We start from the raw sequence: 22,090 nt of genomic DNA, 5'->3' as shown, positions 1-22,090 counted from the left end.
AACGTGCCGTCTGACGCCATCTGGGCCTGGAGCATCATCGTCGCTGCGATCGCTGGCGTCATCATCCGCCCTTTTCGCCTGCCGGAGGCGATCTGGGCAGCGATCGGTGCCGCCGCGCTCGTGCTGCTCGGCTTCCTGCCGTGGCGCGATGCGCTCACCGGCATCGAGAAGGGTGTCGACGTCTATCTGTTCCTGATCGGCATGATGCTGATCGCCGAGCTGGCACGGCTCGAAGGCCTGTTCGACTATCTGGCCGCCTTTGCGGTCGAGCATGCACGCGGCTCTCCGCAGCGGCTGTTCCTGCTGATCTATCTCGTCGGCACGCTGGTGACGGTGCTGCTCTCGAACGACGCGACCGCGATCGTGCTGACGCCGGCCGTTTACGCCGCCACCCGCGCGGCCGGCGCCAAGCCGCTGCCCTATCTGTTCGTCTGCGCCTTCATTGCCAATGCCGCGAGCTTCGTGCTGCCGATTTCCAATCCGGCCAATCTCGTGGTCTTCGGCAAGCACATGCCGCATCTTGGAGCATGGCTGCATCAGTTCGCGCTGCCATCACTCGCCTCGATCGGCTTCACCTATGTCGCATTGCGCCTTGCGCTGCACCGCGAGTTGAAGGAGGAAACGATCGAAACCAGGGTCCCTCACCCGAAACTCGGACGCGGCGGCCGATTGACCGCCTATGGCATCGGCGCCATCGGCATCGTGCTGATCTGGGCTTCTGCGCTCGATCTGCAATTGGGCTTGCCGACGTTCGTCTGCGGGACGGCGACGGCGGCCGCCGTGCTGTTGATCAACCGTCAATCGCCTATGCCGGTGCTGCGCGGCGTCTCCTGGAGCGTGCTGCCGCTGGTCGGCGGGCTCTTTGTCATGGTGGAGGCGCTGGTGAAGACCGGCGTGATCGCGCAGCTCAGCGCGCTGCTGCACCAAGCGGTGGCGCAATCCGTCCCGCAGGCCGCCTGGAGCGTCGGTGTTGCCACCGCGCTCGCCGACAACATCGCCAACAATCTTCCGGTCGGCCTTGTCGCCGGCTCCGTCGCGGCCAGTGATCATCTGCCCGCGCCCGTCGTCAGCGCCATCCTGATCGGCGTCGACCTCGGCCCCAATCTGTCGGTGACCGGCTCGCTCGCCACCATCCTCTGGCTGGTTGCGCTCCGGCGCGAGAAGATCGAGGTCGGCGCCTGGCCATTCCTCAAGCTCGGTCTGCTGGTGACACCGCCCGCACTGATCGCAGCATTGGCGGCGGCAATCTGGTAAGCAAGGTCAGACGCAGCTTTCGAAATAAGGCGCGAGCTATTTGCGGTAGATCAATGCCGCCGGCGACGCTGCGGCAGACGATCGGCCCGCTCGGCCACAAGGTGGGATCGATCCCGTCTTCTTGAGCCCGTGACCGTCCGGCCCGATCGCGGCGATGACGCCGCGACCGGGTCGCGCTTCGTCAGTCGTTCTCGTAGCCGTAGACTTCCGGCAGGATGAAGATCGCAGCCAGCAATCCGATCACCGGGAAGATTGCGACGAACAGGGTGGCATTGGCTTGCCCGATCGCCGCGAACAGCGATGGGAATAGGAAGATCGCCAGGAACGACGGCAGCTTCACGAACATATAGGCGAAGCCGCTGGCGGTGCCGCGGTATCGCGGCCGGGCGACCATGGTCGGGATGGTCATGCAGTTCGACGCGTCCCAATAATGGCCCCAGAGCATGCCGGCCGCGGCGAACGGCAGCAGCATCTTGTTGTCCGTGTAGAGCGCAAACGCAGCGACCAGCAGTGACACCAGCACGATGGAGAAGCCCGCGATCGCGATGCCGCGATGGCCGATCTTCGGCGTCAGCAGCGGCCCGACCCACCCCGACAGAGCGGCGAAGCTGAATAGCCCCATCGTCACCAGATTGTTGCCGAGCACGCTCGACACGCCGACCATGACGAACAGCACCGGCAGGTAGAACGCGAAGGTCGAGAACTCGCTCGCCTGCGCGAAACAGGCGATCCAGCCATACAGCGTGGCACGCCAGCGGATCGGATCCTTCTTGAGATCGGCTAGGAACGCGCGGGTCGAGACCTTCGGCACCTCGACGTCCCGGTCGGGCAGCATGTCGAGATTGTCGTTGAACATTTCGCGCGCGACCTGCTTGGCCTCGCGGTAGCGTCCCTTCTGCACCAGCCACACCGCCGTCTCCGGCACGTCGTGGCGCATGATCAGGATGATCAGCGCCGGCACCGCGCCGAGGCCGAGCGTGACGCGCCACAGCATCTCGTGGTTCATGTCGATCAGCAGGAAGATCACGATGACGCCGATGGTCAGGACCTCGCCGACCGCGAACATGAACTGCCAGCGGTTGCCCATCACCTCGCGCTCACCCTTGGCCATGGATTCCATGATGTAGGTGTAGCCGGTCGAGATGTCTGAGCCGAGCGGGATGCCGAGCAGGAAGCGGATCACCACGAGCCAGGCAACGTTGGGCACGAAGGCCTGCGCCAGCGCCAGCACGATGAACATCACCATCGTGACCAGGAACATGACACGGCGGCCGATCTTGTCAGACAGCCAGCCGCCGAGCAGCGCACCGATCAGGGCGCCACCTTGCGTGCCGGCCGCGGCGAGGCCCAGCATCAGCGGATCGGGATTGTACTGCTCCTTGATGAAGATCAGCACGAAGGCGATCGAATAGAGATCCCAGGCTTCGACCAGGATCGAGGCCATCATCAGCCAGCCGACCTTGTTGCCTTTGGGACTGTAGTTCGTGATGAGGTAGCGGACCGCGGCCTCGCTCGCGCTCGGTTGTGGCATCGCCATCGTCGACATGTGTGGTCCTTTCTTCAAACTTTCTCACGCGCCGAGCAGCGGCTCGATGCTGCAATCGAGCAGACGCGGATCGATCCCCGCCTCCATGCCGGTGAATATCGCATCCATGTAATCGATCAGGGCATCGCTCGCTTTCACCGCATCCTCGACGCGGCGATTGGCGACCGCAGCGAGAACGGCGAGATGGCAATCGATCGTGCCCGACAGCTCGGTCTGCCCCGGCATGAAGCGGTGGTGGATGTAGCCGATGCGCCGGTACAGCGTGTGCAGCGGCCGCAGCGTGTGCACCAGGAACGGCTCGCCCGCGGCCTCCAGCACCAGTGCGTCGATCCGACGGTCGATGCTGTTGAATTCGTCGAGGCTCAGGCTGGCGCGGCGCTCGCGCAGCAGGCGCTCGATGTGCAGCGCCTGATTGCGATGCGACAGGCTGGCGCGATCGGCCGCAAGACGGATCACGAAGCGCTCCATGTCGCGGCGTAAGCCCAGCAGCATGCGCTCACGCGCCAGATCGATCGGGGCGATGTGCAGCCCGTGCCGCGGACGAATGATGATGAGCGTGTCGGCTGAGAGACGATTGACGGCGTGATGCACCGGCGTGCGGCCGAAACCAGTGATCTGCTGCAATTCCAGCATGGTCATGAACTGGCCCGGCTTGAGCTCGCAGTGGACGAGGAGCTCCTCGATCCGCTGATAGGCCAGCTCGAAGAAGTTGAGGCGGTTGCGCCGGGAGGGCCTGCCCTCGCCGCCATCGTCGCTTCTCACCACCTCGAGCGCGCGCTTGCGCCGTGCCATGTCGTCCTCCGTCAACCTGCGCTCTCGTTGCGAGCTGGCGCCTTGTTTGTGACTTAAAACATGTTGTGAAATATTACAAGCAGGCGTAGGACTGCCCATCGGCCCGCCGGCAAACGGCGGCGCAGAGATGACAAACAAAGCGGCGCTATGGCCCGATGGGAGGATTATTGCCGTGAAGATCACGTCGATCGAGACCCTGCGCACCGAAGAATTCTCCAACGTCATCTGGGTGCGCGTCCACACCGATGCGGGCATGATCGGGCTCGGCGAGACCTTCTACGGCGCGGGCGCGGTCGAGGCGCAGATTCACGACACCTTTGCCGGCCGGCTGCTCGGCCGCAATCCCCTGCACATCGAAGCCATCCACCGCGACATGCTGAACCTGCCGATGGCGCAGTCATCGACCGGCGTCGAATACCGCGCGGCCTCGGCGATCGACATCGCGCTGTGGGACCTGTTCGGCAAGGTCTGCGGCCAGCCGGTGCACCAGATGCTCGGCGGCCTCTGCCGTGACAAGCAGCGCATCTACAACACCTGCGCCGGCACCCAATATGTCCGCTCGACCAATATCAGCCCGGTCGCGAACTGGAATCTCGGCGCCTCCAAGGGACCTTACGAAGATCTCGACGGCTTCATGCATCGCGCCGACGCGCTCGCCGAAAATCTCCTGGAAAGCGGCATCTCCGCGATGAAGATCTGGCCGTTCGATCCCGCCGCCCAGGAAAACAAAGGTCTCTACATCACCGCCGCTCAGATGAAGCAGGCGATCGAGCCGTTCGAGAAGATCCGCAAAGCTGTCGGCGACAAGATGGAGATCATGGTCGAACTGCACTCGCTATGGAATCTGCCGACTGCCAAGCAGATCGCGCGCGCGCTCGAGCCCTACAAGCCGACGTGGTACGAGGACCCGATCCGGATGAACTCGCCGCAGGCGCTGGCCGAATATGCGCGCTCGACCGATGTCTGGGTCTGCGCCAGCGAGACGCTGGGCTCGCGCTTCCCCTACAAGGACATGCTCGACCGCGACGCCATGCACGTGGTGATGGCCGATCTGTGCTGGACCGGCGGCCTTACCGAGGGGCGCAAGATCGCAGCGATGGCCGAAACCTATCACCGGCCTTTCGCACCGCATGACTGCATTGGCCCGATCGGCTTCATCGCCGCCATCCACATGTCGTTCAGCCAGCCCAATACGCTGATTCAGGAATCGGTGCGCGCCTTCTACAAGGGCTGGTACAATGAGCTCGTCACCACCATGCCCATGATCAAGGACGGTTTTGTCTATCCGATGGAAGGCCCCGGCCTCGGCGTCGACCTCCTGCCCGCCGTCTTCGACCGCTCCGATCTGACCGTGCGCCGCTCCAACGTCTAAGGATTCCTGAGATGAGCACCGCCCTCTTCGACCTTTCCGGCCGTACCGCGCTCGTGACCGGCTCCTCTCGCGGCCTCGGCCGCGCCATTGCCGAAGGCATGGCCGGGGCCGGCGCCAAGCTGATCATCAACGGCGTCGATCCCAAGCGCGTCGAGCAGGCCGTCGCCGAGTTTCGCAGCGCCGGACATCAGGCCGAAGGCGCCGCATTCAACGTCACCGACGAGCCCGCGATCGTCGCTGCCTTCAACGACTTCGACAGACAAGGCCTCGCCGTCGACATCGTCGTCAACAATGCCGGTATCCAGCACCGCAAGCCGCTGGTCGAGTTCACTACCGACGAATGGCGCAAGGTGATCGAGACCAATCTCACCAGCGCCTTCGTGATCGGCCGCGAGGCGGCCAAGCGCATGATCCCACGCAAGCGCGGCAAGATCATCAACATCGGCTCGCTCGGGAGCGAGCTCGCGCGCCCGACCATCGCGCCCTACACCGCGGCCAAGGGCGGTATCAAAAATCTGACCCGCTCGATGGCGGTGGAATGGGCCCAGCACGGTATCCAGGCCAATGCAATCGGCCCCGGCTACATGCTGACCGACATGAATGAGGCGCTGGTCAACAACAGCGATTTCAACACCTGGCTGATGGGCCGCATCCCGTCGAAACGTTGGGGCAAGCCGGACGAGCTGGTCGGCGCGGCGATCTTCCTGGCCTCCGACGCCTCCACTTACGTCAACGGCCAGATCATCTATGTCGACGGCGGCATGATTGCCGCGATGTGACCCGCGAACCGCTGAAGGAACAAGCCATGCGCGCCGTCGTCATTCACGCCCCGAAAGACCTGCGGATCGACCTCTATCCGGATGTGGAGCCCGGACCGGGCGAAGTCCGCGTCAAGATTGCCAATGGCGGCATCTGCGGCTCCGATCTGCACTACTACCATCACGGCGGCTTCGGCGTGGTCCGCATCCAGCAGCCGATGGCGCTAGGGCATGAGATCGCCGGCGTGGTCGCTTCCGTCGGTGACGGCGTCACCCAGGTGAGGCCGGGCACGCGCGTTGCGGTCAATCCGAGCAACCCGTGCGGCCAGTGCCTGCATTGCCGGGAAGGCATGCGCAACCAGTGCCTTGACATGCGCTTCCTCGGCAGCGCGATGCGCGTCCCCCATGTGCAAGGCGGCTTTCGTGAATTCATTACGGTCGACGCCACGCAGGCCGTACCGATCGCTGACAGACTGTCGCTCGCCGAAGCTGCGGTCGCCGAACCGCTGGCCGTATGTCTGCATGCCGGCAAGCAGGCCGGTCCTCTCCTCGGCAAACGCGTGCTGATCACCGGCTGCGGCCCGATCGGCGCGCTGATGATCTTGGTTTCGCGCTTCGGCGGCGCCGCCGAGATCGTCGTGACCGATGTCGCGGACGCTCCGCTCGCGGTCGCGAAGAAGCTCGGCGCCACGCACGCGATCAATGTCGTCACCAATGCCACTGCGCTCGATTCCTGGCGCGCGGGCAAGGGGGTGTTCGACACGCTGTTCGAAGCCTCGGGCAACCAGGCTGCACTTCGTACCGCGCTGGACATATTGCGGCCCGGAGCCACGCTCGTTCAGCTCGGCCTCGGCGGCGAGATGACGCTGCCGATCAACTCCATCGTCGCCAAGGAATTGCAGCTCCGCGGGACCTTCCGCTTCGATTCCGAGTTCGAGCTCGCGGTGCGGCTGATGGGCGAAGGCCTGATCGACGTCAAGCCGCTGATCACGGCCACCATGCCATTCGAGAGCGCGGTCGCCGCCTTCGAGCTCGCCAGCGACCGCTCACAATCGATGAAGGTGCAGCTTACTTTCTAGCGGCGTCGGTGGCCTGCTGACTCTCGATCAGCCGGTCGCTGACCAGCCGCACAGCGCCGCGCTTCCAGGAATAGTCCGCGCCGAGGCGCAGGCCGCTGTCGCCGCGCGCCACCACGGCGCCGGTCCTGGCATCGCGAAGCTGGAAGCCGAGCGTGTATTCGGTGCGGCTGACACGCCGCACCACACCGATCAGCGACTGGTCCGCCCCGAGCTTCTGCGCGATCGCAGCCTCGCAGCCGCCGCAATCCCGCAAGGCGCCCGCCCTCGCCGCCCCTCCGCCGACATCGATGATCCGGTAACGGCCGGACTGGCCGAGCGCCTCGCGCACGGCGGCGCTGACCTCGGCCAGATGCGAGGCGTCCGAAGCGGCCGAGACGGTCGCGGAAGCGGCTGTCATGTCCTCGAGCTCGAAGTCGAACACGGCAAGCGCGACCGGCGCTGGCATGGCGAGCGCAGCCATGACCTCGCGGGACACGAAGATCTCGGCGCGCTCCCACGATTCATCATTGTCGCCGCGGAAGGTGTAGAGCTTGTCCATCACGAGCCTTTTGGCGCCGACGTCTATCACGGCGACCTTGGCCCATTGCACCAGCGTGCTGGTCTTCTGGATGCCGCCGACGACCTTGAACGCCGCACCGTCCTCGGCAGACCGCAGCAGCCGATAGCGCCGGTCCGTGCCGATATCCCGCCTCAGCGCGGCCATGAACGCCGATAGCCGCCGCTCGTGGGCGGCGGTCTGGTTGGCTGGCTCGCCCGAGGTATCGGTATAGCTGAAATCGTCCATGGCAACGCCAATGGCAGCCTCGGCATCGGCCCGCGACGAAGAGAGCCCAAAGAGGAAGAAAGCAGAGAGAATCAGCCGGAAGGAGTGCATGAAGGAGCCTCGTGGGATGGAGCGGCCCCGCAAATCTGGACGGGTCGCCTGAGGCCACGCAGCCGTAATTGTCCCGACGAGCGCCGGGAAAATTTCACGACGTTGCACTGCGGAAGGTCGCGAACGCTTCCCGCGGGTTGCGTTCTGCCGTTTAATGGACGAGCGACAAAACCCGTTCGCACCAGGTGCCCGCCGATGTGGAATCGCCCGAGGTTCGATCTCAAGGTCCGTCTGACGCTCCACGTGGCCGCAATATCGGCCGCCTGCTTCGCCGCGATCTCCGCCTATTTCCTTGTTGCGGCCGAACGCGCAGCGCATGCCCGCATCGACGGTATCGCCGCCATCGTGGCGAAGACACTGGAGTTGCAACAGGGCAAGGTCCAGTGGGTGGCTAGCCCCCGCTCCGACTTTCCGAACCTTGATCCGGTTTCGGCCCATGTGATGACTCCCGGTCTGTGTCTTGGATTCCGGAGCGCCAGCGGCGAGATGCTTCAGCGCTTCTGCAGTGGCGCGCCTGCCCCGGCGAGCCCGCCGCCGCAAGCCTTCGCCGCCTTCTATCGCAGCCTGTTCGACCCCGGCCGCGAGGCGGCACGGCCAGTGATCGTGCGCGGAACGACGCTCGGCGAGACCGTGGTCTCGGTCGATCCCACCGTACAGACGGCGGAGGCCTGGCACGAGGCTGGTCGCCTGATGATCGCGCTGGCGATCGCGTTGCCGCTGCTTTGTGCGCTGGTCTATGCCACACTCGCTCGCGCCCTGCGTCCTACCCGGATGATCGGCAGCGGCCTCGAGCGGATCGCCGCTGGCGATCTCACGACCCGGCTGCCGCCGTTCGATCTCGCCGAGCTCTCCGCCATCCGCGACGTCTTCAACCACCTCGCCGAGAGCCTCGATATCGCGCTTGCGGAACGCAACGAGCTGACGCGGAAGCTGATCGCGCTGCAGGACGAGGAGCGCCGCCATCTCGCGCGCGAGCTGCATGACGAGTTCGGCCAGTCGCTCGCCGCAATCCGCGCGCTTGCCGCGTCCGCCCGCCAGACGGCAGCGCAGGACTGCCCCGGGCTGCTGGGAGAGTGCGACTGCATTGCCCGGACCGCGACCGGCATGATGGAGACGCTGCGCGGCGCGCTGTTCCGGTTGCGGCCACCCGATGTCGACGAGCTCGGCCTCGTCGCGAGCCTCGAAGGCCTGGTGTCGGGGTGGAACGGCCGCAGCCGCGGCCAGACCCGCATCGATATCCGGTTCGACGGCGCCTTCGAGAGCGTGCCCGCCTCCGTCAGCGCCAATCTCTACCGCATCGTGCAGGAAGCGCTCACCAACGCGGCCAAGCACGCCGGGGCCAGGAAGGTCAGTCTGCATCTGACCATGGCGGAAAATGAGATCGCGCTCGCGATCGAGGACGACGGCCGGCCGAACGAGGCGGCCGTCAAATCCGGCATGGGCCTGCTCGGCATGCGCGAGCGCGTCGCCGCGCTTCGCGGCCGGCTGAGCTTCGAGACCGGCCCCAATGGCTCCGCGCTGCGCGTGTTCATTCCGCTCGCGGCCGGCGATCGGCAGGCGCTGGAGCACGCGGCATGAGCGCGACTGAAGCGACCATCTTGCTGGTCGACGACCATTCCGTCGTCCGTGAGGGGTATCGCTCCGTGCTCCAGAAACAGCCGGGTTTGCGCGTCGTCGCCGAGGCGGCCGACGGCGCGGAAGCCTACCGGCTGTACAAATCCGAGGCACCCGACCTCGTCATCATGGATCTCAGCATGCCCGGCATCGGCGGCATCGAGGCCGTCAGGCGGATCCGGCAATGGGACAAGGCCGCAAGGATCCTGGTCTTCACCATGCACGAGAATGCCGGCTTTGCCGTGCAGGCGATCCGCGCCGGTGCCAGGGGTTACGTCACCAAGACCAGTCCGCCCGAGACCTTGGTGCGCGCGGTGAAGGACGTGCTCGCCGGCAAGATCGCCATCAGCCCCGACATCGACCATGAGCTTGCGCTCAGCCGCATCGGCGGCGAGAGCTCGGCCGCCGACGTGCTCACGCCGCGCGAATTCGAGGTGCTCCGCCTGCTGCTCGCCGAGAACACGACTGAGCAGATCGCCGCAACGCTGCATGTCAGCCCGAAGACGGTGGCGAACCTGCACTCGCTGATCAAGGACAAGCTCGGCGTCGGCTCCGACATCGAGCTGGTCCGGCTGGCGCTGCGCCAGGGAATCTTGACCGAGGTCGATCTCGGCGAGGCCTGAGCGCTCAGGCGAGGTAGCGCGTGAGATAGCCTTCCATGGCGTAGAGTGCGCAGAGCGCGAGGCTCGACCACACCGCGGCGCTGAAATACAGGAACATCCAGGTCAGCTCGCCCTTCCAATGCGCGATGTCGTGAGTCACGACCCAGCGCGTCGCGACATCGTGCAGGCCTTCGAGGAAGCCCAGGAACCTGCCGCCCTCGGCGTGCCCTGCCCGCCAGCGGCTGAGATACATCGGCACGTCGACGGTGACGAGGAAGGCGAGGAAGCAGGCGATGCCGACGATTCCCGCGATCAGCGCCCAGCGCACCACGCCCTGGAATTCCGGCATCAGTCGGCACAGTGCGATGCCGGCGAGGAAGAAGGTCACCGCCCACAGCGAATTCTCGATCGCGTTGTAGAGGAAGTTGGTGGTCACCACCGCGTACCAGGAGAAGCACTCCGCGATGATGATGATCGGCACGATCACGAGCGCGATGTTCACCGCGGTCTGCGCGCCGGTCATGGTCCCGAGCTGATGCAGAATGATCGCCCATTGCGCCGCGAAGCAGACTTCGGCGACGGTTGCGACCGTACGGCCGACGAACACGCTCGACAGCCAGGTGTCGAAAAGGCAGATACGCTGCACATCGGCGCGTGGCAGCACTGAGCGAAACGCGCAGCCGAACACATAGGCCGCGCACAGCAGGAACATCAGGCCGATATCCGAGCCGCCACTGAGGCTGCCCGCAACGGTCGGGTAGAACTCGCGGTACAGCATGAACCAGACGAGGATATTGGCAGCGCTGACCAGCGTCAGGGATCCCCACCACCACGCAAGGGGATTTGACCGTGCCTGCCAGTGCAACATGAATCGCTCCGCTGTAATCGACGTGACATGTGTTCGTAATAATCCTGTCACAAGACGCCGTGGGATCACGACAAAAATCTGTGTGTAGCGGCGCCTTCCGCGCGTTCCCTGAGCAGGCGGGGGAATTTAGCTTTGTCCGCATATTGGACAGAAACCGGCGCATTCCTGAATTTATTGGACAACCATCCTCCTGCGGTTCATTAAAGCCCGCATGGCCCGCTCCCCATCCAAACCGCTCCTCGCCTCTTCGTCGGCCGCCGCGGTGCTCGCCGACAGCGCAGACGACGCTGCGTTTGCGACGACATTGGCAAAGGGCTTGGTGGTGCTCGAAGCCTTCAGGGCCGGAGCAACGGAGCTCGGCAACATGGAGCTGTCGACGCTGACCGGGATTCCGCGACCGACGGTGGCGCGACTTACGCACACGCTCGCCGAGCTCGGCTATCTCCGCTACGCCCCCGGGCGCGCCAAATATCGCGTTGGCGCACGGGCCTTGCGCATGGCGCATCCGCTGCTCGCGGACATGCAATTCCGCCAGCTTGCACGGCCCATGATGCAGGAGCTGGCGCAGAGTGTCCGCGGCACCGTCTCGATCGGCCTGCTGGATGCGACCTCCATGATCTATGTCGAGACTGCGCGCGCCGGCGACGTCGGCCCGCACGTCCCTGACATCGGCATGCCGATTCCGGTTGTGATGACCGCCATGGGCCGCGCCGCGGCAGCGATCTTGCCGCCGGCCGAAGCGGCCCAACTGGAGCGGCGCATCGTTGCCGAAGATTCCGAGTTGTGGGCCGCCTTCCAGGGCAAATACCGAGCGGGCCTCGCTCAATGCGTCAGCCGCGGCTTCTGCACCTGCTGGGGCGAGTATATGGCTTCGATCCACGCCGTCGCCGCGCCGCTGTTTCACGCGAGCGAAGCGAAGCAGTCGTTCTCGATCAATTGCGGCATCCCGGCATTCCGACTCCAGCCGGGGCAGCTGGAGGGCGAGATCGGCCCGCGCATCGCGGCGCTCGCCGACAGCATCCGCGCGATCGTCAAGGCGGCGGAGCCGGCAGCCGAGACAGGCAAGCAAAATAAGAAGGGCGCCAGGACATGAACAAACAAAGCTGGCGCCCCACGTCCGGGAGGCCATCATGATCATCACACGCCGAACATTGCTGGGCGCCATCGCCGTCTGCCTGGCGAACCCGTCATTTTCCGCTCGCGCTGAGGACGCCTGGCCGTCACGTCTGGTGCGGCTGATCTCACCCTACGGGCCCGGCGGCTCCAACGATATCTCGCTGCGTCTGCTGGCGGAGGAGCTCGGCCGCAGCCTGCGCCAGCAATTCATCGTCGAGAACAAGCCGGGCGCCGGCACGCGCATCGCCAACGATTTGGTCGCGCATGCGCCGGGCGACGGTTACACCATTCTCTATGGCGCAGCCCCCTATGCCACCGCCGAAGCGCTGTTCGGCAAGCTGACCTACGAGCGAAAGGATCTGCAACCGGTGGCAATGGCGGTCATCGCGCCGCTATTCTTGATCATCAGCGCGGACGCGCCGTTCAAGACGCTGCCGGAGATGATCGCCTACGGCAAATCGAAGCCCGACGGCCTCACCTTCGCTTCGCCCGGCGCGGGCTCGCAACCGCACCTTGCCGGCGAGCTCCTGTTCCGGGACGCCGGCGTCAAGGGCCTCAACATCCCGTTCCGCGGCGACGCCGCCTCCTACACCGAGCTGCTCGCCGGCCGTGTCGACGCCACGCTGACGGCGCTGCCGACCGCGCTGCCCTACATCCAGAGCGGCAAGTTCATCGTGCTCGGCGTTGCTTCGCCCGAGCGCAGCGCGCTCTACCCGCAGGCGCCGACCTTGCGCGAACAGGGCTTTCCCAACGTGGCCGCCGCCGGTTGGTACGGCTTCATGGCGCCATCGACGACACCACGCACGATCGTCGACAAGCTCCAGGCTGAGGTGCTGCGCGCGCTCGCCGAACCCGCAATCAAGGACAAGCTGACCGCCCAGGGCCTCGAAGTGCGCCCCGGCACCGCGGCCGAGTTCGGCCAATTCATCGACAACGAGACGCAGAAATGGAGCAAGCTGATCCGCGACGCCGGCCTCAAAGGCGAATGACGGTCAGGAACGTCCCTCGGCACGGCGGCCGCCGCTGCGGATGAGGCTATCGGCTACGTCCACATGATGCTGGTATTCGGAGATCGCGCGATTGGCCATGCGGATCCGGTTCGTCTGCCCCTCGTCCAACATCACGGCGATACGTTGCGCCAGGAACACGCAGGCCTCGAATTCGTCGTGAATGGCGCCGGTCCGCGCGAGAAAATCCCAGGCGATCTCGAAGGCCTGCTCGGCGGCGGGGTTGCGATAGTCACTGAAGATGATGTGCGTCATCACTGCCAAAGCCGGAGTGCAGCGATCGTTCCTCGGCGCCGAACGCACGCCCCCATTGCAAGCGTGAGAAACCACCGGCCGCCCTGGCGCGCCGGTGGTTCGATATCCTGGGAACGCGGAGAGCTACGCGGCCTGGCGCTGATGCGTCAGGTACTCCATGGTCACCTTCTCGACATTTGAATCGATCCAGGCGGCCATACGCTGCTCTTCCTTCAACGAGGCTTCGAGCAGCGGCTTGGCTTCGGGCGCACCGGCGGCGCCGCAGAGCGTCAGGAGCGACTTGTAGGCGGCGATCTCGAAATTCTCGAACGCGTTGTTGGCGAAGGTGTTCTTGAGGATCTCGTCGCCGGCGACCGAATGCGCCATCGCCATCATATTGGCCATGACCGACTGCGCCGTGTCCTTCAGGCCGGACGTGCTCTCGCCGCAGGCCTCAAGGCACTTCTCCAGCCGATTCAGTTGCTCATTGGTTTCTTGAAGGTGCGCGGTGACCTTTGCCTTGACTTCGGGATATTCGTCCAGCCGCTCCGACTGGCGCTCCATCAGTTCTCTCGCTTGAATTTCCATCGCGTGCGCATTGCGTAGTCCGACCACGAACGTATCGCGGGCTGCGTCAGCCATTTTCCTGTCCTCCGTTTGAGTGGCTTCGTGCCGCAACCGGGAAGAAGGGGCGATTGTTCCTAAGGGTACCGGGCTGATTGCCGCAGGCGACCTGCATCGGAGCCGGGCGTTTCGGTCCACCGCCGGAAGGTCCTCCAACATCAATGAACGTAGGAACGGTTGGCGACGCGCGTGATTGGTCCGTGGTAAAACTTCAAGGAGCAAGATCATGCGTAAGACACTTCTGACGATCTTCACGGCCGCGATGCTGGCCGGCGCTTCAGTCGGCGCAGCGTTCGCACAAGCGGGCGGCGGCGGCGCCGGTGGTGGTGCTGGGGGCGCCGGCGGCGGAGCTGGTGCCGGCGCCGGTGCGGGCGCGGGAGCCGGCGCAGGTTCGGGCGATGGAGGCGGTGCGGGCGCAGGCGGTGCGGGCGCAGGCGGTTCCGGAGCCGGCGGCGGTGGCGACATCACGCATGTGGAGCGCGGCGGACAAGGTGCCTCCAGTCCCAAAGGCATGCGCAACGAGACTACCCCACCGTCAGACGGCACCACACCGCGACGTTAGCGGGACAATCGGTCAGGTCCTCCGAAAGCCGAGCACGACCGAGCCACGCGTTAATGCGACCCCGGCGAATTCCCTCCGCTGGGGCCGCACCGACTGTGCCGAGCTGCCGAACTTAGAACCTTCCGAGCTGCTGAACCTAAAACGCGTGCAGCCACCTCAATGCGAAGCATCGATCTCGGAATGACTGCGCCCTTCTCAGCCTTTCATCCCGGCCACATACACCGCCAGCTTGTCCAGCGTCTGGTAGCCGTATTCGACGGCGCCGAATCCGATCATGGCGTCGCGCTGCGCGGTGCTCGAGGCCAATTGGCGCAGCGTCAGCACGGTCTTGCCGTTGCTTTGCTCGGCAAAGGTGACGGTGAAGCGGAACAGGCCGGGATCGTCGTCCTGGTCGGCGCCGTGATCCATCTCCATCAGAGACGGCCGCTCGATGCGGCGGAAGCGCATGCGGTTCGGATAGACGGTGCCGTCGGGGCCGACCATGTTGAAGCGCCACACGCCGCCGACGCGCACGTCGATTTCGAAGGTCTCGACCTTAAACCCCTTCGGTCCGAACCATTGCGGCAGGTGTTTCGGATCGGACCAGGCCTCGAACACGAGATCGCGCGGCGCGTCGATGACGCGCGACATCACGATCTCGCGGTCGAGCGACCATTGCGAAAGGGCGGCATTGGCAGAACTCGTCATCACTCAGAACCTTTCCGTTTGGTTGTCCGGGACGGACGCTTGGCGGCCGCCCTCTCCTTCTCTTTTTTGAGCTTCATCACATAGGCTTCGAACCGGTCGAGCCGCATCTCCCAGACCGCACGCTGCTGCTGGAACCAGTCTTCCGCGCTGATGAGCGCATCCGGGCTGAGGCGGCAGGTACGGACGCGGCCGGATTTCTCCGACAGCACCAGCCCGCTCGTCTCCAGCACATGGATGTGTTTCATGAAACTCGGCAGCGCCATGTCGAAGGGATCGGCGAGCTCGCCGACGGAGGCCTCGCCCGCGCAGAGCCGCATCACGATCGCCCGCCGCGTGGGGTCGGCGAGCGCGGCAAAGATCTGGTCGAGCCGGGACAATTGGTTAGCCATGAAGCTAACTATAGCGCCAGCACCGCCTCGCGTCAATCATTGTTAGCCCACAGGCTAAGTGATTTGGGGTGCAGGCCCCGCCAGGCGGAACCCGCAACGCGCAATCGTGAATTGGGCCGTGCCCGCGGTCACGTTAAGACGGGCCCGGCGGGGGCATCACATCATGCGTCAGAGCCGTGCCGTCAGTTGCCACCTCATCGCACCTCACCCGGCGGTCGCTCTCCCGGGCAGCGCTTGTTCCACTCGCACTGGCCTTGCCCGGCCGCGCCTCGGCGGATTCCGACATGATTGCGCAGATGCGCGACATCGTCGCAAACGGGCTTGCGGCGACCGCGACGCCGGATCATGCGGGCGGACTTGCCGCCGCCCTCTATGCCGGCCGCCATGTCGAGTTCTTCACCTACGGCTTTGCCGATGATGCGGCAAAACGGCCGGTGACGCCGGACACGCTGTTCAATGTCGCCTCCTTGCGAAAACCCTTCGAGGCGACTCTCGTGGCGCTCGGTGCGCTGCGCGGCGAGCTGCGGCTCGACGACCGCTTGCCGAAATACCTTCCCGAGCTGAACGGCGACTACGTCCGCCGCGTCACCATCGGCGAGCTGGTCACGCACAGCTCGGGGCTGTTGCTGCCGACCGATCATCCGCCCTGGCCGGACGAGCAGTTTACGCGCGACCAGTTCATCGCCATGCTGAACGCCTTCGCACCGCCGCCCGGCGTCGCACCCGGACGGCAGCGCATCTACACCCATGCCGGCTACGTCCTGCTTCAGCTCGTGCTCGAGCGCCGCTACGGCGCTCCGATCGCGGCCCTGTTCGAACAGCGCATCCTTGGACCACTCGGCATGACCGCGACCTGTGTCCCCGAGCGCGGCGAAGACAACCGCGCTGTCATGGACGAGGCCTGGATACGGCGCGTGGTCCAGGGCTATTCGGACCAGGGCATGGCAATCGGCCCGATTGGCAACCAGCAGAGCTATTTTGACTTTTCCGGCACGGGCCAGATGTTCTCTTCGGCGCGGGATCTCGCGCGCTTCGTTGCCGCCTGCATCGATGGCCGCTCGCTCGATCCTCATCTGCGCGAGGCGTTGCGGATGACCCAGCATGAGGCCCACCGCATCGACGAGAAATTCGGACAGGGCATGGCCTGGGAGAGCGTGCATCTGCCCGGCGTCACCGTCGTGGACAAGCCGGGCGGTCTCAACAACGCCTCCGGCTATATCGGTCTCGTGCCGGCGCGACGGCTCGGCCTGATCCTGCTCGCCAATCGCGGCGAATATCCGCACGAGATTGCGCGCTACAAGATCCTGCCGGAACTGGCGCGGCTCCTCGCCTCACATTGAGGCGCCGCTCAAACCGAGCGCGTCAGTCCGCCGTCGACGCGGATATTCTGACCGGTGATGTAGGCCGCGCCGTCGGAGGCCAGAAACGAGACCGTCGCCGCGATCTCCTCGACCTTGCCGTAGCGCTTCATCGGCACGCTGTCGCGCCGCGCCTCGGTCTGCGGCAGGCTGTCGATCCAGCCCGGCAGCACGTTGTTCATGCGGATGTTGTCGGCCGCATGCGCGTCGGTGAAGATTTTCGTGAAGGCAGCAAGCCCTGCCCGGAATACGGCCGAAGTCGGAAACATCGCGCTCGGCTCGAACGCCCAGGCGGTCGAGATGTTGATGATGGCGCCGCTCCTCTGCGACTGCATCACTGGCGTGACCAGCCGGGTGGGACGGATCACGTTGAGAAGGTACGTATCGAGCCCGGCATGCCATTGCTCGTCGGTGATCTCCGTGATTGGCGCGCGCGGTCCGTGGCCGGCGCTGTTGACGAGCACGTCGATCCGCCCCCATCTGGTCATCGCGCCCTCAACGAGGTGCTTCAGATCGTCATTGGACTTGTTCGAACCGGTGACGCCGAAGCCGCCGAGCTCGGCGGCGAGGGCCTCGCCTTTGCCGGAGGACGACAGGATCGCGACGCGAAACCCATCTGTTGCCAGCCGCCGTGCCGCCCCAGCCCCCATGCCGCTGCCGCCCGCGGTGACGAGTGCAACCTTCTCCGCCATGACCGATCATCCCTTGTGAATATCGTTGAGGCGAGCCGCATGCCCGACCTATCATGAGGCCTTCTACCTCCAGACCCGCCGGCAGGTCCATCGTCGAGAGCATTCGTCATGAGCGATTTGCAGATCCGCAATTTGCGTCCGGAGGAGATCGCCGTCCCCATCGACTGGGCCGCGGCCGAGGGCTGGAATCCGGGCCTTGCCGACGCCGCCTGCTTCGCGATCCCCGATGCGCAAGGCTTCTTTCTCGGCGAGATCAACGGCGAGCCGGTCGCGACCGTCTCCTGCGTCAATTACAATGACCGCTTCGCCTTCCTCGGCTTCTATATCGTGCGCGAGAGTTTTCGCGGCAAAGGCCATGGCCTGCGCATCTGGAACGCGGCGATCGCGCATGCGGGCACTCGCGTGATCGGGCTCGATGGCGTGGTCGCGCAGCAGGACAATTACAGAAAATCGGGCTTCCAGCTCGCCTACGCCAATATCCGCTATGGCGGCACCGTGGCCGCGCCACCGAAACCGCCTGCCGATGTCGTCGCCCTCGATAACATCCCGTTTGCACGTGTTGAAGCCGATGACGCCACCGTCTTCCCTGCCGCGCGTAGCGCGTTCCTGCACGCCTGGATCAACACATCAGGCCATGTCGGCCGCGCGCTGCTGCGCGACGGCAAGCTGTCCGCATGGGGCGTGATCCGGCCGTGCCAAACGGGTCACAAGATCGCTCCGCTCGTTGCCGACGATCGCGCGGCGGCGGAAGCGATCGTTCAGGCCCTGCTTGCAGGTGTGGCCGGCGGCGAGGTCTTCCTCGATGTCCCCGCCGTCAATCGCGAGGCCATCGCGCTCGCGGGCGAGCTCGGGCTCAAACCAGTGTTCGAGACGGCGCGGATGTACACGGGACCGATCCGGCCGCTGCGGATCGACCGCGTCTTCGGCGTGACCAGCTTCGAGCTGGGCTAGGGCGTGTACTCATAGATCACGCGCTTAGTTTGGGTGCTCCAGATGTCCGCTCATCCCTCAAAAGCGGCACAAACAGCACGGCCAGCCAGCTGAGCCACCGCACGCTTTTGCGAATCGAGCAGCACCTTAGTAGCCGCTGTGAACTCCCGCCGCTTCATTCGATCCTCATCGCACCTTGAGGAGGATGGAAACAGCTTATCACGTTCGATGGTTGCACGAACTGCGATGGCTGGGCCGAAAATCAGATGAAAGAATAAAGAATGATGCGGCGTTGGGACAGCGTGACTGCCGAATCACATCGCTTGCGCGAGTAGAAGTTTGAGCATTGAATCAGCGATGATACCCATAACCGCAAGTGGTTTCTCGGGTATGCCTGCCGCTCTCGCAGGATGAAGCGATGCAGAGATTCGCCTAGGCTTTGGGCGCGTGATGGCTTCATGCGTAGCTGAACCGGAGAGGTACGACTACTCGGTCCTGCCAACTGATTGGGAGTAGCCACACGCGCCTCATGCGCGCACCTAGCGCGGTCGACGGCCAACAAACGGGAGGACAACAATGAGCACCTGGCTTAGTGAGCGAGAACAGCGTCTCGTCGCGGGCGCGGAGGCGGCATCGGCGGCAACGCCTATCCCTACCCAGATTGTCTCCAATGGCGAGTATCTCCCGCCCCCGCAGAGCGATACGCAAAAGAAAGTCGAGGCACGGATCAACGAGCTCGCTGATGTCAACGGCAGGCACCTCGGCTTGAGCCGCAGGCAGTTCTTGCACACGAGCTGCGGCATGGCGGCAGCGTTCCTCGCCATGAACGACATCTACGGCAATGTTTTCCAGGTCGCGCCCGCTGAAGCCCGCGAGCCTGAGCTGATGCTGGCCCGCGCGCAGAGCCTTGCAGGCCAATTCATCTTCGATGTCCAGACTCATTTCGTGCGGGACGACTTCGACCACAAGGAGCTGTTGGGGCTGGCGGACTTTGCGAGCCAGCACTGGAATCCGAAGATGAAGGAGGAAGGCGTCTCCTCGCTCGCCCGCTACAAGTTCCAGAACTATGTGAAAGAGATCTACTACGACAGCGACACAAACATGGCGCTCCTGAGCGGCGCGCCCTTCGACGACCCGAGTTGGTGGCTGCTGTCCAATGAGCAGATCGTCAAGGCGCGAGAACTGATCAACGACTTCGCCGGTTCGCGCCGCCTGCTGGCGCATAGCGTCATCACCCCCAAGCAACCCGGCTGGATGGACGAGGTGGACAAGGCGATCGAGATCTACAAACCGGATTCCTGGAAGTCCTATACGATTGGTGATCCGCTGGCGCCCTCGAAGTTCCCATGGCGGCTCGACGACGAGCAGGTGATGTATCCGTTCTACGAGAAAGCAGTGAAAGCCGGCATCAACACGCTGTGTATCCACAAGGGGTTGCTGCCGCCCGATTACGAGAAGTCGTTCGCCGGCGTCTGGGAATATGCAACGGCGTGGGACATCGGAAAAGCCGCGAAAGATTGGCCGCAGATGAACTTCGTGATCTATCATTCGGCGCTGCGGCCGTTCCTCGAGCTGCCCGATCGTGCGTGGGCGGATTTCGAGCAGACCGGCCGTATCCAGTGGGCAACCGATCTCGCGGAAATCCCTCAGAAGTTCGGCGTCACCAACGTCTATGCCGAGCTCGGCACGTCCTTTGCCAACTCGGCGGTGGCGCATCCGAAGTTCTGCGCCGCGCTCATTGGCACGCTGATAAAGGGAATGGGTGTTGACCACGTCATGTGGGGCACCGACTCGGTCTGGTACGGTTCACCACAGTGGCAGATCGAGGCGCTGCGCCGGCTCGAAATCCCGGAGGATATGCAGAAGAAGTACGGCTTTGCACCGCTTGGCGACGCCAACAGCGCTACCAAGCAGCTGATCTTCGCGGGCAACGCAACCAGATTCTACAAGATCAAGCTGAAGGCGGCCGAGAATACCAGGATGCCAGCCTTTTCCGAGGACCGCCTCGCGGCGCTCAAGAACGAGTACACGCAAGCTTCCAAGCAACCATCGAACCTGCGCTACGGCTACGTTCGCGCCGCATAGGAACGGTCCAAGAGCGTGGGCAAGCTCCGCTGGCAATGGACGCGCGGCTGCCGCAAATCCGACCCCGGCTCGGGGTCAAGAAGCGGAGAACTCGGGGTGAGCGAATCTAGTCCGCTATGTCTCACCGAGCGGACCTTCCGCTCGGCCCTCGGGAGCCCACATTGCTTTATGAGTACACGGTCTCGCTCAGTAGCAGCGCATGATGTTGACGGTGTGCTCGCCGCCGCCGCGGCCGGGCACCGTCACCTGCTCCGTCGGGCAGCTCGGCACATAGGGCCGGTCGGACGGCACGACATTCGGCGGGAATCGGTGCGCCCAATCCCAGGGAACGTCATACGTATAGGTATAGCGCACATCGCTGGAGAACGACTGAGCCGCCTCGCCGAAAGGCTGGCTATACGTCGCACCGTCGTAGAAGAACCCGCCACCGCCGGGCCAATAGACCCAGGGATTGCTGCGCCGGTGGAATCGGGCGCCAGGCCCGATCGGCGCACGCGCCATTGCATTCGGAGGCGCGGCGGCCAGCCCGTGGGGCGCGGCGCCACCAGGTCTGGCAAAACTATCGCTGGGGCTAAGGAGCAGCGCGGCTGCGCTGAGCGAGGCGAATAGCGCCCCTTGTGATCTCGATATCATCATACGCACCAACTCGTTTGGCTTCGCGGGTGGCGGCTCCCCCACCACACGCTAGGCCGGGCTGTCGCCCGCCCGCAAACGTATAATTAATTTTTGGTTAAGGCACGGGATTAACGGGGAACATGGGCGGCAGAACGCCCGGAATTTCCGTCCCCCTTGCAGCCATTTCGTTCCGCGGCACGCGATTCATAACCAGTTGATCGGAGTTGATCGCACCCCGGCCAATACGTCCGGAACGCTCCCGCATTGCAACCGTTGGCCCCCACACAAGCAAGGAGCATCTTCAATGCAGAACAAGTCAAAACTCCTCTGCCTGGTCACGGCATCGCTCGTCGCAGGCGCAACAGCCGCATCGGCGCAGGGCTACGACTGGAACGGGCCGCGCGTGGGTTGGGACCGCACGGCACCCGCCTACGAACCGGTTCAGCCGCGCGCGTACTATCCGGATGTCGCCGGACCGTATGGCGCGTACAACGGCACCCGCCATCCGACCCCGAGCTCAACGCAGGGCGATGTCGGTCCTGACGGCAACAACAACGGCACGCTGACCGGCAGCTATCGCAACTGGTAGCGAGCCGGGCTTCGTTGCAAGGACCCGCCGCTTCATCGAGCGGCGGGTCGTTCTTTTGCGGCATACATTGTGAGCTGAAGATCGCCGTTGTCGCCGCCTGCGCCATTGCAAGCGCAAGGACGATGTTGAAGCAGTCACGCGCGATAACGGGCGCAGCCCGGACGGAGCAAACCGTAATCCGGGAGCGCTGTCTCCGCACGGATGGGATTACGCTGCACTCCGTCCAGGCTACATGATATCGCGTTTCCGGCGGGGCGAAACACCAAGCCGTGGGTCAACCCGCGCCATCCAAAATATTCCGCTTTACCGAAATTCGGAAATAGCGTATGCGTCCGACAACCCGACCCAAGCAAGAAGGGCGTATCGCGATCGTCACGACACGCGGGCCGGGCGGCGGTGGATGCTAGGTCACATCGGCGCGAAGAGCTTCGCAGGGCGGACAG

Annotated in this window: 23 protein-coding genes; 13 read left to right on the top strand and 10 right to left on the bottom strand. The window is 64.6% G+C overall.

Annotated elements, in window-relative coordinates:
* Positions 1-3: 3 nt before the first annotated feature.
* On the top strand, positions 4-1,254 hold the full coding sequence (locus IVA98_RS05905; RefSeq protein WP_247300693.1) for an arsenic transporter: 1,251 nt from the start codon (positions 4-6) through the stop codon (positions 1,252-1,254).
* 181 nt (positions 1,255-1,435) lie between these two features.
* Here IVA98_RS05905 and IVA98_RS05900 read toward each other — a convergent pair whose 3' ends face one another.
* Positions 1,436-2,800, bottom strand: a complete 1,365-nt coding sequence (locus tag IVA98_RS05900) for an MFS transporter (RefSeq protein WP_247300692.1) — start codon at positions 2,798-2,800, stop codon at positions 1,436-1,438.
* A gap of 24 nt (positions 2,801-2,824) precedes the next feature.
* A complete protein-coding gene (locus IVA98_RS05895) occupies positions 2,825-3,592 on the bottom strand; it encodes a GntR family transcriptional regulator (protein WP_247300797.1) in 768 nt (255 codons plus the stop codon).
* A gap of 172 nt (positions 3,593-3,764) precedes the next feature.
* Here IVA98_RS05895 and IVA98_RS05890 point away from each other — a divergent pair, with 172 nt between their 5' ends.
* From IVA98_RS05890 to IVA98_RS05880, 3 genes are read left to right on the top strand one after another with little or no spacing between them, the layout of a single operon-like run.
* Positions 3,765-4,964: a mandelate racemase/muconate lactonizing enzyme family protein gene (locus tag IVA98_RS05890; protein WP_247300691.1), complete on the top strand. Its 1,200-nt coding sequence runs from the start codon at positions 3,765-3,767 to the stop codon at positions 4,962-4,964.
* 11 nt (positions 4,965-4,975) lie between these two features.
* On the top strand, positions 4,976-5,743 hold the full coding sequence (locus IVA98_RS05885) for an SDR family oxidoreductase (protein ID WP_247300690.1): 768 nt from the start codon (positions 4,976-4,978) through the stop codon (positions 5,741-5,743).
* Between the two features lie 26 nt (positions 5,744-5,769).
* On the top strand, positions 5,770-6,801 hold the full coding sequence (locus IVA98_RS05880; protein WP_247300689.1) for an L-idonate 5-dehydrogenase: 1,032 nt from the start codon (positions 5,770-5,772) through the stop codon (positions 6,799-6,801).
* Here IVA98_RS05880 and IVA98_RS05875 read toward each other — a convergent pair.
* Complete coding sequence (locus IVA98_RS05875) at positions 6,791-7,675, bottom strand: DUF3280 domain-containing protein (RefSeq protein ID WP_247354450.1); 885 nt, start codon at positions 7,673-7,675, stop codon at positions 6,791-6,793. The two genes, IVA98_RS05880 and IVA98_RS05875, sit on opposite strands and share 11 nt — an antisense overlap.
* A 195-nt stretch (positions 7,676-7,870) precedes the next feature.
* Here IVA98_RS05875 and IVA98_RS05870 point away from each other — a divergent pair, with 195 nt between their 5' ends.
* Both IVA98_RS05870 and IVA98_RS05865 read left to right on the top strand, forming a co-directional pair.
* Complete coding sequence (locus tag IVA98_RS05870) at positions 7,871-9,253, top strand: histidine kinase (protein ID WP_247300687.1); 1,383 nt, start codon at positions 7,871-7,873, stop codon at positions 9,251-9,253.
* On the top strand, positions 9,250-9,912 hold the full coding sequence (locus IVA98_RS05865) for a response regulator (RefSeq protein ID WP_247300686.1): 663 nt from the start codon (positions 9,250-9,252) through the stop codon (positions 9,910-9,912). The genes IVA98_RS05870 and IVA98_RS05865 overlap by 4 nt, the downstream gene beginning before the upstream one ends.
* Before the next feature lie 4 nt (positions 9,913-9,916).
* Here the strand turns inward: IVA98_RS05865 and IVA98_RS05860 are convergent, their stop codons facing one another.
* Positions 9,917-10,759: a hypothetical protein gene (locus IVA98_RS05860; protein ID WP_247334189.1), complete on the bottom strand. Its 843-nt coding sequence runs from the start codon at positions 10,757-10,759 to the stop codon at positions 9,917-9,919.
* Between the two features lie 211 nt (positions 10,760-10,970).
* Between IVA98_RS05860 and IVA98_RS05855 the strand changes: the two genes are divergently transcribed.
* Positions 10,971-11,852 carry an IclR family transcriptional regulator gene (locus IVA98_RS05855; RefSeq protein WP_247300684.1) on the top strand — a complete coding sequence of 294 codons (882 nt, stop codon included), beginning with the start codon at positions 10,971-10,973 and terminating at the stop codon, positions 11,850-11,852.
* Between the two features lie 37 nt (positions 11,853-11,889).
* Entirely contained in the window at positions 11,890-12,864 is a 975-nt protein-coding gene (locus IVA98_RS05850; RefSeq protein ID WP_247354449.1) for a Bug family tripartite tricarboxylate transporter substrate binding protein, read from the top strand.
* Positions 12,865-12,867: 3 nt separating this feature from the next.
* Here IVA98_RS05850 and IVA98_RS05845 read toward each other — a convergent pair whose 3' ends face one another.
* Both IVA98_RS05845 and IVA98_RS05840 read right to left on the bottom strand, forming a co-directional pair.
* Complete coding sequence (locus IVA98_RS05845; protein ID WP_247300682.1) at positions 12,868-13,137, bottom strand: hypothetical protein; 270 nt, start codon at positions 13,135-13,137, stop codon at positions 12,868-12,870.
* Between the two features lie 123 nt (positions 13,138-13,260).
* Positions 13,261-13,758, bottom strand: coding sequence for a ferritin-like domain-containing protein (locus IVA98_RS05840; RefSeq protein ID WP_247300681.1), 498 nt, complete (start codon positions 13,756-13,758; stop codon positions 13,261-13,263).
* Positions 13,759-13,966: 208 nt separating this feature from the next.
* Here IVA98_RS05840 and IVA98_RS05835 point away from each other — a divergent pair, with 208 nt between their 5' ends.
* The gene (locus IVA98_RS05835) at positions 13,967-14,302 is read left to right on the top strand and encodes a hypothetical protein (RefSeq protein ID WP_247300680.1); all 336 of its coding nucleotides are present in this window, start codon (positions 13,967-13,969) and stop codon (positions 14,300-14,302) included.
* Between the two features lie 195 nt (positions 14,303-14,497).
* Here IVA98_RS05835 and IVA98_RS05830 read toward each other — a convergent pair whose 3' ends face one another.
* A complete protein-coding gene (locus IVA98_RS05830) occupies positions 14,498-14,989 on the bottom strand; it encodes an SRPBCC family protein (protein WP_247300679.1) in 492 nt (163 codons plus the stop codon).
* Positions 14,989-15,378, bottom strand: coding sequence for an ArsR/SmtB family transcription factor (locus tag IVA98_RS05825; protein ID WP_247300678.1), 390 nt, complete (start codon positions 15,376-15,378; stop codon positions 14,989-14,991). Before IVA98_RS05825 ends, IVA98_RS05830 begins: the two co-directional genes overlap by 1 nt.
* A gap of 284 nt (positions 15,379-15,662) precedes the next feature.
* Here IVA98_RS05825 and IVA98_RS05820 point away from each other — a divergent pair, with 284 nt between their 5' ends.
* Positions 15,663-16,718 (top strand): serine hydrolase, encoded by a 1,056-nt coding sequence (locus IVA98_RS05820; RefSeq protein ID WP_247334185.1) that lies wholly within the window; start codon positions 15,663-15,665, stop codon positions 16,716-16,718.
* Between the two features lie 8 nt (positions 16,719-16,726).
* On the opposite strand, the gene IVA98_RS05815 is transcribed toward IVA98_RS05820, so the two are convergent.
* On the bottom strand, positions 16,727-17,428 hold the full coding sequence (locus tag IVA98_RS05815; RefSeq protein ID WP_247300675.1) for an SDR family oxidoreductase: 702 nt from the start codon (positions 17,426-17,428) through the stop codon (positions 16,727-16,729).
* A gap of 108 nt (positions 17,429-17,536) precedes the next feature.
* On the opposite strand from IVA98_RS05815, the gene IVA98_RS05810 reads away from it, so the two are divergent.
* Together IVA98_RS05810 and IVA98_RS05805 are read left to right on the top strand one after the other, a co-directional pair.
* The gene (locus tag IVA98_RS05810; protein ID WP_247354448.1) at positions 17,537-18,379 is read left to right on the top strand and encodes a GNAT family N-acetyltransferase; all 843 of its coding nucleotides are present in this window, start codon (positions 17,537-17,539) and stop codon (positions 18,377-18,379) included.
* Between the two features lie 555 nt (positions 18,380-18,934).
* A complete protein-coding gene (locus IVA98_RS05805) occupies positions 18,935-20,443 on the top strand; it encodes an amidohydrolase family protein (RefSeq protein WP_247300671.1) in 1,509 nt (502 codons plus the stop codon).
* A gap of 186 nt (positions 20,444-20,629) precedes the next feature.
* Here the strand turns inward: IVA98_RS05805 and IVA98_RS05800 are convergent, their stop codons facing one another.
* Positions 20,630-21,076, bottom strand: a complete 447-nt coding sequence (locus IVA98_RS05800) for a hypothetical protein (RefSeq protein WP_247300796.1) — start codon at positions 21,074-21,076, stop codon at positions 20,630-20,632.
* Between the two features lie 286 nt (positions 21,077-21,362).
* On the opposite strand from IVA98_RS05800, the gene IVA98_RS05795 reads away from it, so the two are divergent.
* Positions 21,363-21,647, top strand: a complete 285-nt coding sequence (locus tag IVA98_RS05795) for a hypothetical protein (protein WP_247275622.1) — start codon at positions 21,363-21,365, stop codon at positions 21,645-21,647.
* The last annotated feature ends 443 nt before the right edge of the window (positions 21,648-22,090 follow it).

The organism is Bradyrhizobium sp. 160, assembly GCF_023073735.1.
GTDB lineage: Bacteria > Pseudomonadota > Alphaproteobacteria > Rhizobiales > Xanthobacteraceae > Bradyrhizobium.
The sequence above is the reverse complement of the archived record's forward strand: the minus strand, read 5'-3'. Positions and strand labels throughout refer to the sequence as shown.

Excerpts from the sequence above, each read along its gene's own strand:
- IVA98_RS05900 (WP_247300692.1), bottom strand. The coding sequence starts at position 2,800 with ATGTCGACGATGGCGATGCCACAACCGAGCGCGAGCGAGGCCGCGGTC.
- IVA98_RS05895 (WP_247300797.1), bottom strand. The coding sequence starts at position 3,592 with ATGGCACGGCGCAAGCGCGCGCTCGAGGTGGTGAGAAGCGACGATGGC.
- IVA98_RS05885 (WP_247300690.1), top strand. The coding sequence starts at position 4,976 with ATGAGCACCGCCCTCTTCGACCTTTCCGGCCGTACCGCGCTCGTGACC.
- IVA98_RS05880 (WP_247300689.1), top strand. The coding sequence starts at position 5,770 with ATGCGCGCCGTCGTCATTCACGCCCCGAAAGACCTGCGGATCGACCTC.
- IVA98_RS05875 (WP_247354450.1), bottom strand. The coding sequence starts at position 7,675 with ATGCACTCCTTCCGGCTGATTCTCTCTGCTTTCTTCCTCTTTGGGCTC.
- IVA98_RS05870 (WP_247300687.1), top strand. The coding sequence starts at position 7,871 with ATGTGGAATCGCCCGAGGTTCGATCTCAAGGTCCGTCTGACGCTCCAC.
- IVA98_RS05865 (WP_247300686.1), top strand. The coding sequence starts at position 9,250 with ATGAGCGCGACTGAAGCGACCATCTTGCTGGTCGACGACCATTCCGTC.
- IVA98_RS05860 (WP_247334189.1), bottom strand. The coding sequence starts at position 10,759 with ATGTTGCACTGGCAGGCACGGTCAAATCCCCTTGCGTGGTGGTGGGGA.
- IVA98_RS05855 (WP_247300684.1), top strand. The coding sequence starts at position 10,971 with ATGGCCCGCTCCCCATCCAAACCGCTCCTCGCCTCTTCGTCGGCCGCC.
- IVA98_RS05850 (WP_247354449.1), top strand. The coding sequence starts at position 11,890 with ATGATCATCACACGCCGAACATTGCTGGGCGCCATCGCCGTCTGCCTG.
- IVA98_RS05845 (WP_247300682.1), bottom strand. The coding sequence starts at position 13,137 with ATGACGCACATCATCTTCAGTGACTATCGCAACCCCGCCGCCGAGCAG.
- IVA98_RS05840 (WP_247300681.1), bottom strand. The coding sequence starts at position 13,758 with ATGGCTGACGCAGCCCGCGATACGTTCGTGGTCGGACTACGCAATGCG.
- IVA98_RS05835 (WP_247300680.1), top strand. The coding sequence starts at position 13,967 with ATGCGTAAGACACTTCTGACGATCTTCACGGCCGCGATGCTGGCCGGC.
- IVA98_RS05830 (WP_247300679.1), bottom strand. The coding sequence starts at position 14,989 with ATGACGAGTTCTGCCAATGCCGCCCTTTCGCAATGGTCGCTCGACCGC.
- IVA98_RS05825 (WP_247300678.1), bottom strand. The coding sequence starts at position 15,378 with ATGGCTAACCAATTGTCCCGGCTCGACCAGATCTTTGCCGCGCTCGCC.
- IVA98_RS05820 (WP_247334185.1), top strand. The coding sequence starts at position 15,663 with ATGATTGCGCAGATGCGCGACATCGTCGCAAACGGGCTTGCGGCGACC.
- IVA98_RS05815 (WP_247300675.1), bottom strand. The coding sequence starts at position 17,428 with ATGGCGGAGAAGGTTGCACTCGTCACCGCGGGCGGCAGCGGCATGGGG.
- IVA98_RS05810 (WP_247354448.1), top strand. The coding sequence starts at position 17,537 with ATGAGCGATTTGCAGATCCGCAATTTGCGTCCGGAGGAGATCGCCGTC.
- IVA98_RS05805 (WP_247300671.1), top strand. The coding sequence starts at position 18,935 with ATGAGCACCTGGCTTAGTGAGCGAGAACAGCGTCTCGTCGCGGGCGCG.
- IVA98_RS05800 (WP_247300796.1), bottom strand. The coding sequence starts at position 21,076 with ATGATATCGAGATCACAAGGGGCGCTATTCGCCTCGCTCAGCGCAGCC.
- IVA98_RS05795 (WP_247275622.1), top strand. The coding sequence starts at position 21,363 with ATGCAGAACAAGTCAAAACTCCTCTGCCTGGTCACGGCATCGCTCGTC.